The sequence below is a fragment of the Duncaniella muris genome, assembly GCF_003024805.1.
GTDB lineage: Bacteria > Bacteroidota > Bacteroidia > Bacteroidales > Muribaculaceae > Duncaniella > Duncaniella muris.
In genome coordinates this window covers 48,574-61,998 of sequence record NZ_PUEC01000013.1, presented here as the reverse complement: position 1 = coordinate 61,998, position 13,425 = coordinate 48,574, and the positions used below count along the sequence as shown (strand labels likewise).

The 13,425-nt window shown below is 55.2% G+C and carries 10 protein-coding genes and 5 tRNA genes; 7 read left to right on the top strand and 8 right to left on the bottom strand.

Annotated features, from left to right (window positions below):
- Window positions 1-16 precede the first annotated feature (16 nt).
- The 8 genes from secE to C5O23_RS06885 form a co-directional block, all read right to left on the bottom strand.
- Window positions 17-217, bottom strand: a complete 201-nt coding sequence (gene secE, locus C5O23_RS06920; protein ID WP_107032217.1) for a preprotein translocase subunit SecE — start codon at window positions 215-217, stop codon at window positions 17-19.
- Window positions 218-233: 16 nt separating this feature from the next.
- Window positions 234-306, bottom strand: a tRNA-Trp gene (locus C5O23_RS06915).
- Window positions 307-426: 120 nt separating this feature from the next.
- A complete protein-coding gene (gene tuf, locus C5O23_RS06910) occupies window positions 427-1,611 on the bottom strand; it encodes an elongation factor Tu (protein ID WP_107032216.1) in 1,185 nt (394 codons plus the stop codon).
- 101 nt (window positions 1,612-1,712) lie between these two features.
- Window positions 1,713-1,784: transfer RNA gene (locus C5O23_RS06905), tRNA-Thr, on the bottom strand.
- A 12-nt stretch (window positions 1,785-1,796) separates the two neighbouring features.
- Window positions 1,797-1,869: transfer RNA gene (locus C5O23_RS06900), tRNA-Gly, on the bottom strand.
- A gap of 15 nt (window positions 1,870-1,884) precedes the next feature.
- A tRNA-Tyr gene (locus C5O23_RS06895) sits at window positions 1,885-1,967 on the bottom strand.
- Window positions 1,968-2,015: 48 nt separating this feature from the next.
- Window positions 2,016-2,089, bottom strand: a tRNA-Thr gene (locus C5O23_RS06890).
- Window positions 2,090-2,261: 172 nt separating this feature from the next.
- A complete protein-coding gene (locus C5O23_RS06885) occupies window positions 2,262-3,566 on the bottom strand; it encodes an acetylxylan esterase (RefSeq protein ID WP_107032215.1) in 1,305 nt (434 codons plus the stop codon).
- A 99-nt stretch (window positions 3,567-3,665) separates the two neighbouring features.
- Between C5O23_RS06885 and C5O23_RS06880 the strand changes: the two genes are divergently transcribed.
- The 7 genes from C5O23_RS06880 (at window position 3,666) to argC (ending at window position 13,401) form a co-directional block, all read left to right on the top strand.
- The gene (locus tag C5O23_RS06880) at window positions 3,666-6,656 is read left to right on the top strand and encodes a tetratricopeptide repeat protein (RefSeq protein WP_107032214.1); all 2,991 of its coding nucleotides are present in this window, start codon (window positions 3,666-3,668) and stop codon (window positions 6,654-6,656) included.
- Window positions 6,657-6,728: 72 nt separating this feature from the next.
- Window positions 6,729-8,561, top strand: coding sequence for a TonB-dependent receptor (locus C5O23_RS06875; RefSeq protein WP_107032213.1), 1,833 nt, complete (start codon window positions 6,729-6,731; stop codon window positions 8,559-8,561).
- Window positions 8,562-8,592: 31 nt separating this feature from the next.
- A complete protein-coding gene (locus tag C5O23_RS06870; protein ID WP_107032212.1) occupies window positions 8,593-10,005 on the top strand; it encodes a glycoside hydrolase family 28 protein in 1,413 nt (470 codons plus the stop codon).
- Between the two features lie 76 nt (window positions 10,006-10,081).
- Window positions 10,082-10,279, top strand: coding sequence for a hypothetical protein (locus C5O23_RS06865; RefSeq protein ID WP_107032211.1), 198 nt, complete (start codon window positions 10,082-10,084; stop codon window positions 10,277-10,279).
- 214 nt (window positions 10,280-10,493) lie between these two features.
- Window positions 10,494-11,111, top strand: coding sequence for a GNAT family N-acetyltransferase (locus C5O23_RS06860; RefSeq protein ID WP_107032210.1), 618 nt, complete (start codon window positions 10,494-10,496; stop codon window positions 11,109-11,111).
- Window positions 11,112-11,222: 111 nt separating this feature from the next.
- Window positions 11,223-12,434 (top strand): argininosuccinate synthase, encoded by a 1,212-nt coding sequence (gene argG / locus C5O23_RS06855; protein WP_107032209.1) that lies wholly within the window; start codon window positions 11,223-11,225, stop codon window positions 12,432-12,434.
- Window positions 12,435-12,438: 4 nt separating this feature from the next.
- On the top strand, window positions 12,439-13,401 hold the full coding sequence (argC, locus tag C5O23_RS06850; RefSeq protein WP_107032208.1) for an N-acetyl-gamma-glutamyl-phosphate reductase: 963 nt from the start codon (window positions 12,439-12,441) through the stop codon (window positions 13,399-13,401).
- The last annotated feature ends 24 nt before the right edge of the window (window positions 13,402-13,425 follow it).

Genomic DNA, 13,425 nt, shown 5'->3' with positions numbered 1-13,425 from the left:
TTCTTCCTTTTAAAGATTACTGACCGAGGCTGTAAATGAAGTGCATAATGGTATTGACCACCTGATCCATAGCGAAGACAATCGCCGCTATAATGATGGAAGCTATCAGCACGATGACTGCGCTCTTGACCAGCTGGCCCCTTGTAGGCCAAGAAGTCTTATATCGAAGTTCGGTATAAGACTCCTCTATATCCGTAAGTAGTTTAAGTTTACTCATTTGTCGTGTTTTTTAGCACGGGACGAGAGGCTCGAACTCCCGACACCCGGTTTTGGAGACCGGTGCTCTACCAACTGAGCTAGTCCCGTATAGGAAAACCGACCCTCGATCCGCTTCGAGTGTGACCCGTCAGTGAGACAAGGGTCGGTTTTGGTTTTATTCAGAGACCGATCTTAAAGACCGATTCGTGAATGACTTTATGAGTGGTATTACTCAAGGATCTCAGTGATCTGGCCTGAACCCACGGTGCGACCGCCTTCACGGATAGCGAAGCGAAGACCTGCGTCGCAAGCAACCGGGTTGATGAGCTCAACGTTGATCTCAACGTGGTCACCGGGCATTACCATTTCTACACCTTCGGGGAGAGTGATCTCACCGGTTACGTCAAGAGTACGGATGTAGAACTGAGGACGATAGTGGTTGTGGAACGGAGTGTGACGGCCTCCTTCTTCTTTCTTCAGGATGTAGACAGAAGCTTTGAACTTGCTGTGGGGCTTAACAACTCCGGGGTGGCAGATTACCATACCACGCTTGATATCTTTCTTGTCGATACCGCGGAGGAGAAGACCTACGTTGTCACCGGCTTCACCCTGATCGAGAAGCTTGCGGAACATTTCAACGCCAGTTACAACTGACTTCATGTCTGCGCCGAGACCCATGATCTGAACTTCGTCACCAACCTTTACGATACCAGTTTCAATACGACCGGTAGCAACGGTACCACGACCAGTGATTGAGAACACGTCTTCAACAGGCATAAGGAAGGGCTTGTCGATGTCGCGGGGAGGCAGGGGAATCCAGTTGTCAACGGCATCCATGAGCTCCATAACCTTAGCTTCCCATTCGGGTTCGCCATTGAGGGCGCCGAGTGCAGAACCGCGGATGATAGGAGTTTCATCACCGTCATATTCGTAAGTCGAAAGAAGGTCGCGCATTTCCATTTCAACGAGGTCGAACATTTCTTCGTCGTCAACCATGTCGCACTTGTTAAGGAACACAACAAGACGGGGAACGTTCACCTGGCGAGCGAGAAGGATGTGTTCGCGGGTCTGGGGCATAGGACCGTCAGTTGCAGCAACCACGATGATAGCACCGTCCATCTGAGCAGCACCGGTAACCATGTTCTTCACGTAGTCAGCGTGTCCGGGGCAGTCAACGTGAGCGTAGTGACGGTTTGCAGTCTCATACTCTACGTGAGCGGTGTTGATTGTGATACCACGTTCTTTTTCCTCAGGAGCGTTGTCGATCTGGTCGAACGACTTAACTTCAGAGAGACCAGCCTTAGCGAGCACTGTAGTGATAGCAGCAGTCAGAGTGGTCTTACCGTGGTCAACGTGACCGATAGTACCGATGTTAACATGCGGTTTGGTTCTTTCGAATTTCTCTTTAGCCATAACTTTGCTATTATTTTCTTGATTAAATGATTGACTTTTCTAACAAGACGCCACGATAGCGTAAGCGCACTATCGGGGCTGTCATTTTATAGATTGGTTTGAGCCGATGGCGGGATTTGAACCCGCGACCTCTTCCTTACCAAGGAAGTGCTCTACCCCTGAGCTACATTGGCGGTATGTGTTAGAGCGGAAGACGAGGCTCAAACTCGCGACCCTCAGCTTGGAAGGCTGATGCTCTATCAACTGAGCTACTTCCGCATTAGGATTGTTTTGTGGGCGAAGATGGATTCGAACCACCGAAGGTATAAACCAGCAGATTTACAGTCTGCCCCATTTGGCCACTCTGGTATTCGCCCTTTCGTAAGTGAACCGCCGAGCGATTCGTTACGTTGTTAGTTTAGTTGAGCCTCTTGTCGGATTCGAACCAACGACCCCGAGATTACAAATCACGTGCTCTGGCCAACTGAGCTAAAGAGGCAACAAGTTATTGTGCGCTTGCTTTTGGAGGAGCGTTCCCTTTCAAAAGCGATGCAAAATTAGCGCAAATATTTTTACCGTGCAAATTTTTTCACATCTTTTTCACAAGAAAATTACAACTTTTTCGCAGCAAAAAGCGCACAATCACACACATCTCGCTAATTAGCAACTGATTAACGGCAGTGATTCTTTATCCACTCATAGTGCGCTTTTTCGGTCTGCGGAGTGGTCCAGTGCTCATTGATCGGTGTAAGATGCGCTTCCTTGGGGGTGGAGACGGCGTTGAACACTTCGTAGCTCGTGGTCGGCGGACAGGTGTTGTCATTGAATCCCCAGGTCATTCTGACCGGACATGTCAGATGGCGCGCGAAGTTCACCACGTCGTAATATTCCAGTGTGCGGATCTTCTCAGGAGTGGCAGTCTGCGGATCTTTGCGGAAATGATGCGGGTATCCGCCGGTCTTGTCGCCGAGATAGCCTGTCATATCGGAGAGCGCCGGATGATTCGCCACACATCCGTTGACTCTTTCGTCGAGCATCGCGGTTGTGATGGCCAGCGCTCCGCCCTGCGAGCCTCCCTGCGTAAAGAGATTTTTTCCGTCCCATTCAGGAAGCGATGTCAGCAGATCGAGGAATCGTCGGCATCCGAGATAGACGTCCTTCATATAATATTCATCCGGGTCATCGAGGCCGAATTTAAGATAATCGCCCTTGACCTTGCGCTCGGCGGCAAACTCAGCCTCGCTCAGTTCAGGATGCAGACCGTGGATTTCGATTTCCAGTCTGATCATCCCACCTTCTCCGTAGTAGCGGTGGGCCATCGGGTCTTTGATTGTCTTCACTCCGGCTCCCGGAGGGGTCAGCACGGCAGGATATTTGCCTCCCCCTTTCGGGATGAAGAGATAGCCATACATGGCCCGGCCCCGGTCATTGAGCTGCAGACGCACCAGCTGACAGGTCATTTTGTCAGTTGAGTATTTTTCTACCGGCTCGGAAGTATATTTCAGAGGATATTTCTTGTCTTCGTCCACGGCTTTTTTCCAGAATGCGGCAAAATCAGTCGGCTCCTTGACAAAGGGCTGAAGTTTTTCGGGCGAGAAGCCCACTTTGACATGGTGGGAGAATTTATGTCCGCCAACTACGGTTTCAAGTCTCAGATCCCGGAACCCCGGCTTGTCCATAGTTCCGATATTGAGCACTCCCCTGCCATTGCTGTCAAGCACAAGACTGCCGTTGGTGTCAGCCTGAAGCATGTCTGGCCCTATGGCATAGTCTACTGTCATTTCCGAGGCAGGCACACCGTAGCGGTAAAGTTCGATCGAGATCCGGGCGCTGTCACCGGTCTCATAAAGCCAGTCGGGATGATCTGGATTTGTGACCCACAGCATATCGCTGCGCGAAGGGTAGTTTTCAGCACTGACTCCGGCGGTAAGAGAGGCTCCTAATATAATTAAGGTGGTAAGTCGGGAAAGTTTCATGGTAAATCTGGTGTCAAGTCTCTTATTTTATAAATATGTAGCAAAATTAGCGATTTTCCTCAAAATGGCGTAATTTTGCCTTTAGAATATAATCATTACATGAAACGACAACTCATACTCGCCGCATTGTGCTGCGCCGCCGCAGGCGCCACCGTAGCCCAGGTCAACAGCCCTGATGCCGGAGGTTATCTCGAAAGAGGCATCCTCATGTTTGACGACCGCAATTATGAAGGCTGCATAGACCAGCTCGCCAGAATCCATAGCCTCAGCCCCACCCCGGAGCAGGCCGAACGTGCCCTTTATTATCTCGGACTGGCTTCCCAGGGGCTCGGAGATGACGAAGCTCTCGCATTGTTCCGCAAATTTCTTGCCGACTACCCAGTCTCGCCGCTCAGAGCCGACGTGATGATGTCAGTGGGCGACTACTGGTTCAACCGCGGCAACTATGCCGAAGCGCTGCAGGAATATGCCCAGGTCAACCCTCTCGCACTCACCGGAAACCGCTGCGATGACATGAGTTACCGCACCGCCTATTCCTACATGATGCTCGGCGAATATGCCACGGCGGCCAGCCAGTTCCGCACCCTCCAGAGCTCGGAGGAATACGGCAATGTGGCCCGCTTCTATCTCGGCTACATAGCCTACGTCAACAAAGACTACACTCTGGCGCTGCAATATTTCCGCAACGTCGACACCTCGCGCGAGCCTGGCAACGCGGCGCCCTATTACGAAGCGCAGATCGCATTCGCGCAGGGCGACTTCAACCGGTCGCTCGACATCTCGCGCCGCCTTCTGGCTTCAGGCTCCGTGCCGGCATTCACTGCCGAATGCAACCGTCTTGCCGGCGAATCGCTCTACAACCTGGGCGATGAGAGCGAAGCTCTCCCCTATCTCTGGAAATATTGCGCCGAAGCATCTGACCCGCAGCCTTCGGCATTCTACATACTCGGTGTGAGCGAATACCGGCGCGGCGACTACGATGCCGCCATCAAACTGCTCCAGCAGTCCATCGGGACCCACTCGGCAATGGAGCAGAGCGCCTACCTCTTCCTCGGACAAGCCTATCTCAAACGCGGCGACAACAACTCGGCCCTGATGGCTTTTGAAAACGCCTACCGCGTGGACTACGACCGCGAAGTGCGCGAAACCGCCTTCTACAACTACGCAGTGGCCCGCATGGACGGCGGACGTGTGCCCTTCGGCAACTCCGTGGCCCTGCTTGAAAACTTCCTCCAGGAATATCCAAACTCGACCTACAGCGCCGACGTGCAGCGCTACATCGTCAACGGCTACATGTCAGACAACGACTACGAAAGCGCCCTTGCCGCACTCGACAAAATTCCGAATCCCTCGGCCGAACTCATCCAGGCAAAACAGAGAGTGCTGCTTGTACTCGGATCGCGGGAATACACCTCCGGAAAAATCTCCCAGGCCATAAGCCATCTCACCCAGGCGCGCCGCCTCGCCTCTGACAATCCATCAATCCGGCGCCAGTGCGACCTCTGGCTGGGTGACTGCTATTACACTCGCGGCAACTACGATGAAGCCGCTTCAAGCTACCGCTCTTTCATAGCATCGGCACCGAAATCCGACACCCGCAACCGCGCCATAGCCTACTACGACCTCGGCTACACCCGCTTCTGCCAGGAGCGCTACTCCGACGCGCTGACCGACTTCCGCGATGCCGTCACAGTGATGCAGTCAGCGCCTGCCGACCTCTCGCGCTCGCTCCTTGCCGACTGCTACAACCGCATAGCCGACTGCCACTACTATCAGACAGATTTCACCTCTGCCGCCGAGGCCTACAACAAGGCCTATGACCTCAACCCCTCGTCAGGTGACTACGCACTCTATCAGCTCGCTATCATGAAGGGTCTCCGCAAAGACCACGCCGGCAAGATCGAAAGCATCGACGCTCTGGCCGAACGCTTCCCCTCATCAGGGCTCATACCCAACGCCCTGCTCGAAAAAGCCGAAAGCCAGTCAGCGCTCGGCCAGACCGACCAGGCGATAGCCACCTACCGCCACCTTGTGCAGCAATATCCCAATACCGCCCCCGGTCGCAACGGCTATCTGCAACTCGCCATCACCTATATCAACCGCGGCGAGCGCAGCCAGGGCATCGAGACATACAAGAAAGTCATCTACACCTTCCCCTCAAGCGAGGAGGCCCGCATCGCTGCCGACGACCTCAAACAGCTCTATGCCGCTGACGGCCGTCTGCAGGACTTCGTGGCATTCATCAACTCCGTGCCCAACGCACCGCGCTACGAAGCCTCCGAGCTTGAAAAACTCGCATTCCAGGCCGCCGAGAACGACTATGTGAACTCCGGCGCCACCTCCAAACTCTCGGCCTATATAGCCGACTATCCCCAGGGAGCCGACCGCGCCCAGGCCCTCTACTATCTCGCCGATGCCGCCTGGAACGAAGGCAAGCCGGCCGAAGCCCAGGGCTATGCCATGCAGGTAATCCAGACCCATCCCGACTCCGAAGTGGCCGAAGACGCGATGCTCATCAAAGCCGCAGCCGAAAGCTCGCTCGGCAAGACAGAGATAGCCTACTCCACCTATCAGCAGCTCGAAAGCCGGGCCTCAGGCTCCAACATGCTGCGCGAGGCCCGCATCGGACTGATGCGCACCGCTGCCGACCTTGGCAAATATGCCGAAGTGGTCAACACCGCCGACAAGCTTCTCGCATCGACAGCCGCCAACTCGCCGGCCGACCTCAACGAAATTAGATTCATGCGCGGTATGGCCAACAACAGCCTGGGCAACTACGACAAGGCCTATGAAGACTGGTCGGAACTCGCCGAGAACCCCGCTGACATCTTCGGAGCCAAGAGCGCCTACTACATGGGCAACTCACAGCTCGATCGTGGCCTTGTCAAAGGCGCTAAATCGACAGCCGAAAAGCTCATCGACTCCGACACCCCGCACCAGTACTGGCTTGCACGCGGATTCATCCTCTACAGCGACATTCTGCGCAAAGAAGGCAAAAAATTCGAGGCAGACGAATATCTGAAATCACTCAAAAACAACTATCCCGGCACCGAAGCCGACATCTTCCAGATGATCGACTCCCGCCTCTGAACCTGACAGCAGGAAGCTGCCACGAACCATCACCACCCTTCACCACCCATTCATTTCAGACTCAAAGCAACAATGAATACACGATCAACCATATTTTCACTCTGCCTCGCACTCGGCACCCCGCTCTTCGGCCAGGGGCTCCACAAGGAAATCAACGTAGAGCAGGAGATAGTCCCGGTCAAGCGCGACGCGGCCCGCATCACAATACTCCCCACCCTTCAGCTGCCAGCCGTCAGCAAACCGCAACTGGCATTCAGCAATCGCGTGGTCACCACCCGTGTGCCCAACGCCATCTCGACTCTTGAGCCTGTGGCCTATGGCGAAAACCTCTTCTCGTCGCCCTACCGCGGCTATGTGGCCCTCGGCCTCGGCGCTCCGCTCTTCAACGGAGCCTTCTCGGCCGGTTACCGCATTCTCGACACCGACCGCACCCGCCTGAGCGCCTGGGGGCAGTATGACGGTGACATCTACACACAGAAAACAGACGAGCGTAAGGAATACTGGCGTGACCACAGCGCATCACTCGGCGTAGACCTCCATCAGGCCATCGGAAGCAAATCGTTTCTCAATGCCGGCGTGGACTACACCTACGGCTATCACACCATCCCCTCTGCCTGGGACTCATTCTCGCAAAGCATCAGCCGTTTCAACCTTTCGGCCCTTTACACTTCGCGGGCACAAGGCCTCGACTGGACCGCAGCCCTCCGCTACCGTCATTTCGGCTTCTACAACTCAAATGCACCGCAGAGGCTACACTTCATCTCATCTGTACCTGAGACAGACTTCCCCATCCACATCTTCACTCCAGGCCAGACCGGCGCGGCAGACTCGCCTGCACCCGGCCAGACCGAGGTCTACGCCGTGCCCGGCGAATCACCCGTACGCCAGAACCTCTTCGGCGCATCGCTCACCGGCAAGCTCTCGTTCGGCGACAACACATCGCTCGGACTTGACGCTGACGCAGACTTCCTGCACACCGGCAGCCATCTGAGTCCCCGCTACCCTTATCTTTCCTACGGCGACTACTCAGCCAAAGACGGCTCGACAGTCGGCCTGATAGCCCTGACCCCCCATCTCGACTACTCGTCGGCCACGGTCAAAGCCCGCATCGGCGCGCAGGTGGATGTCAGCATCAACAACGGCCGCGTCTTCCACATAGCCCCCGAAGCCTCCCTGGCCTGGACACCCTCGCAGATAGTGGGCTTCGAAATCAAGGCTCACGGAGGCTCCGACCTCAATCAGCTCTCGTCGCTCTATGACGTGACCCCTTACCTCAACTCCTCGATGGCCTATTCGCAATCACACATACCCTATGCTCTTGACGGGCGCGTGACCGTGGGCCCCTTCTTCGGTGCCTACCTCGAATTCTTCGGAGGATATGCCAAGGCAAATGACTGGCTCATGCCCGTGGTAGCCGACAGCTATCTCGGAGGCGCAGTCTTTGACCGCATCGATCTTTCGGCCTGGCATGGCGGTGCCGCCGTCGGCTACGACTACCGCAAGCAGCTCTCGGCCCGCATCAGCTACGAGACAGCGCCCAATGACTATGACAACAGCTTCTATGAATGGCGCGACCGTGCCCGCCACGTGGTCAACGCCGAACTCAAGCTCCGCCCACTGACACCCCTGCAGATCACTCTCGGCTGGCAGTTCCGCGCCGGACGCCGCTGCTACGGCATGGCCCACAATCTCTCCGGCGCTACCGGAGATCTTCAGGTCTACTCGCCTCAGGCCCGGTCGCTTGGCTGCGTGTCAGACCTTTCGCTCGGAGCCTCCTATGCCGCCACCGACGCCCTCTCCATCTTCGCCGGCGGAGAAAATCTGCTCAACCGCCGCTACTACCGCATAGGCGACCGCTACTCGCAGGGCATCCGCTTCATGATTGGCGCATCACTCAAATTCTGACCACACAATTCTAAACAAATATCAAATCTCCATGAAAAAATTCGCAATGACACTGCTGGCGCTTCTCGCTTGCGCCACATCAGGAGTCCAAGCTCAGTACAGCACCTATTATAAAGATATGCCTGTGGAAGTCCGTCAGGTAGAACCGTTCGCCATAGCCGACCGCAGCGTGAACCTTGCCGAACGCGGAGCCACCGGTGACGGAACCACACTCAACACCGACATAATACAGAAAGCCATCGATGAGCTCTCACAGGCCGGCGGCGGTCATCTCGTAATCCCCCAGGGTGTATGGCTCACCGGCCCGATCGAACTCAAGAGCGGTGTGGACCTCCATCTGGAGCGCAACGCCATACTTTATTTCTCGCCTGACAAGGCACTTTACGTCGACTCCAACCCCAAAGCATCGCGCGTACGCGCCTGCATCAGCGCCAACCGCTGCCGCAACATCAGCATCACCGGACTCGGCACCCTTGACGGCAACGGCGCGCAGTGGCGCCCGGTGAAACGCTCCAAGGTCAGCGACGTGGAGTGGAAACGCTTCCGCAAAATGGGCGGCGTTGAACGCCAGAACGGCTCGCTCTGGTATCCCTGGGAACTGAAATCAGGCTATCCCGACGTAGCAGACACCCCTGAGAAACAGGAGAAAAAGCGCAACGACCTCTTCCGCATAAACAACTGCGAGAACGTGCTGCTCTCCGGAGTCACTTTCCAGAATGCCCCGAAATTCCACGTCCACCCCTTCAACAGCCGCAACATAATCATTGACGGCATCACAGTCCGCTGTCCCTGGAACGCCCAGAACGGCGATGCAATAGACCTTAGCGACTGTCACCAGGCTCTCGTGGTCAACTGCACGGTCGATGCCGGCGATGACGGCCTCTGCATGAAAAGCGGCGAATACAAGCCCAAAGCACTCGTCAATGGCTGTGAAGACATACTCCTGCAGGACAACACCGTCTACCACGCCCACGGCGGCTTCGTGATCGGCAGCGAAGATATCTGCGGCATGAAACGCATAGTGGTACGCAACTCGACTTTCTCCGGAACCGACACCGGTCTGCGTTTCAAAAGCGCTGTGGGCCGTGGCGGCAAGACCGAAGACATCTACATAAGCGGCATCATGATGGCCGACATCCAGGCCGAAGCCATAATCTTTGAATGCAACTACGCCGACCGCCCCGCCGGATCGAAAGACAGCGACACAGTCAGACCACAGGAAATGGTGAAGGTCCCCGAATTCACTGACATCCATATTTCAGACGTGATCTGCCGTGGCACCGCCACCGCCATAGCCGCAAGCGGAATCGCCGGCCTCAACTGCGTTCATGACATCACGGTAGAAAACTCCACCTTTATATATACAGCCAACGCAACTGAAATCGACAGCGCGACAGCATCGGTGACTACCAAAAATGTAAAATTCATCAAAGACAAGAAGTAAGAGGCGCAAAATTCGCATTCATCTGATCTGGGGCGAAGGACGCCACTTCTTCGACCAGAAGCGCTGGAACGTCGACATGGTAAGAAAAAGCTGGAGCGAGGGAGGCAACTGGCATCCGACCCTCGCCGGCTCCGGATCGACCGGCGGATCATACAGCCGCACCGGAAAGAACAACTGGTGTATCTGCATCCCCAACAAGGAGACCGACTACAACAAGCTGATCAACTACAACATCGAGCCTGAAAACTGGACCAAAGACTCTCCCCAGCAGTAAGCGACTGCCCCCTCAGGCAGTCTGACAGACGGAATCTATACACGTCCCATCCGGTGGTAATGCCGGATGGGATTTTTAATTTTCCTGAATTTCAGACAAAATTCATTTATATTTCCACATTTCTCATCTGATATTGCAAATAATTTGACATTAATTTCGTACTTTTGCAGACATTTTATTATTTTTCAAAAAAGTATTTATTTATAGCAGTTAGATGAACAATGATCAGATAAAGGTGATCTTTGCCGAAGAAGAGCATACAAAATATGCCGAGCAGATTGTCACCCTAATCTATGAATCAGCCCTTCAGCGCGGCACCGGCATAGCCCGCCGCACACCTGAATATATCGCACAGAAGATACGTTCGGGGAAGGCTGTCGTTGCTCTCTGTGATGACCGTCTCATCGGCTTCAGTTACATTGAGAGCTGGGAACATGGTGATTATGTGGCCACTTCAGGCCTTATCGTCGATCCGGAATTCCGACGATTGGGGCTCGCAGCACGAATCAAGGCCAAGACATTCGAACTTGCCCGCCTCCGCTTCCCGTTCGCCAAACTGTTCAGTATCACCACTTCTCTGCCGGTGATGAAGTTAAATTCACAGATGGGCTACAAGCCCGTCACCTTCTCGGAACTTACTGACGACGAGGAATTCTGGGCCGGATGCAAGGGCTGTGTCAACTATGACATACTCCAGCGCAACAACCGCCGCATGTGTCTCTGCACAGGCATGCTCTATGACCCCAAAGCCAAGCTCGAACGGCCTTCCAAGCGAGCCCCCTACGTAATGTGGCTGCACAACCGCGTCAAAAAGTTGCTCCACCTGAAATAATCTCCTCCGCGCGAGAGCCTGCAGGGCCCCATCTCCCCTCTCCGGCGCTCTCCCGCCGACAATACTCAAATTTAACAACATCATCCCCCCTAATCCAATAGATTCAATATTATGGAAAAGAAGAAAAAAGTGGTTTTAGCCTTCAGTGGCGGTCTCGACACGTCATTCGCTGCAAAATATCTTTCAGAAGACCTCGGTTATGAAGTGCACACCGCAATCGCCAACACCGGCGGATTCTCTGACGAGGAACTGAAGACCATCGAAGAAAAAGCTCTGCGCCTGGGCGCCGCATCTCATGCATCTCTTGACGTCACCGGCGACTACTATGACAAGAGCATCAGATATATGATAGCAGGCAACGTACTGCGCAACGGCACCTATCCCATCAGCGTGTCGTCAGAACGCATCTTCCAGGCTATCGCCATCATCGAATACGCCAAGAAGATCGGAGCCGATGCCGTGGCCCACGGCTCGACAGGCGCCGGAAACGACCAGGTGCGTTTCGACCTCACATTCCAGATCCTCGCCCCCGAAATCGAGATCATCACCCCGACCCGCGACATGACTCTCACCCGCGAGTATGAGATCGACTATCTGAAGAAACACGGCATCGAGGCCGATTTCAAGAAGATGGAATATTCCATCAACAAGGGCCTCTGGGGCACCAGCATAGGCGGCAAAGAGACTCTCCACTCAGAGCAGACTCTCCCCGAAAGCGCATATCCCAGCCAGATCACCGAAAAAGGCGAGGAACACATGACCATCACCTTTGAAAAGGGTGAGATCTCGGCTGTCAACGGCAAGACTTACGCCGACAAGATCGACGCCATCCGCGAAGTGGAACGCCTCGGCGCCCGCTACGGCATAGGCCGCGACATGCACATCGGCGACACCATCATAGGCATCAAAGGCCGCGTAGGCTTCGAGGCCGCAGGCCCGATCCTAATCATCGCAGCCCACAAGATGCTCGAAAAACACACCCTGACCAAGTGGCAGCAGTACTGGAAAGACCAGATCGGCACATGGTACGGCATGTTCCTCCACGAGTCGCAGTATCTCGAACCCGTCATGCGCGACATGGAGGCCTTCCTTGAAAACTCTCAGCGCAACGTCAGCGGCACTGTAGAGATCATCCTCCGCCCCTACAGCTACACCCTTGTAGGCGTAGACTCACCCTTCGACCTCATGAAGACCGACTTCGGCGAATACGGCGAGGTCAACAAGGCCTGGAGCGCCGATGATGTCAAAGGATTCACCAAGATCCTCGGCAACCAGATGAAGATCTATCACAACGTGCAGAAACGCAACGGAGCCGAGGAGTAAGCCGATGAAAAAAATAGGAATCATAGGAGGAGCCGGCTACACAGCCGGCGAACTCCTCCGCCTCCTGATCAATCATCCGGAGGCTCAGATTGTATTCATACATTCCACCAGCAATGCCGGCCGCCCGGTCTGCGAGATCCACGAAGGTCTGACCGGCGATTGCGACCTGCACTTCTCTGACAGCTATGATCTCAACGCGGTCGACGTGCTCTTCCTCTGCCAGGGCCACGGCTTCAGCCGCAAGTTCTGGGAGGAAAACGAACGCCCCGAAGGCCTGAAAGTGGTGGACCTCGCCCAGGACTACCGCGACGAGAGCGAAGGCTACACCTACGGACTCCCCGAAGCCAAGCGCGAAGCCATCCGCGAGGCATCGCTCATAGCCAATCCCGGCTGCTTCGCCACAGCGATCCAGACCGCCCTGCTCCCCCTCGCCGCAGCCGGACGGCTCGGCGGCGAGATCCACGTCACCGGCATCACCGGATCGACAGGCGCAGGCGTGAAACCGGGAGCCACCACCCACTTCAGCTGGCGCACCGACAACCTTTCGGTCTACAAGGCATTCGAACACCAGCATCTGGCCGAAATACGCCAGACACTCCGTCAGCTCCAGCCCGGCTTCGACGCAGAGATCAGCTTCATACCCGTGCGCGGTGACTTCGCAAGAGGCATCTTCGCCATGACCTATATCGACACCGATCTTTCAATCGAAGAAGCCACCCGCATCTACAAGGATTTCTATGCCGGAGCCGCATTCACCCATGTGTCAGACCGTCCGGTCGACCTCAAGCAGGTGGTCAACACCAACAAGGCGCTGATCTCGCTTGAAAAACACGGCTCGAAGCTGCTGATAATCTCCGCCATTGACAATCTTCTGAAAGGAGCCTCCGGCCAGGCCGTGCAGAATTTCAATCTCATCTGCGGTCTGCCCGAAGACTGCGGCCTGCGGCTGAAGCCCTCGGCATTCTGATGCGTTCACCGCTTTGGCTGCTCT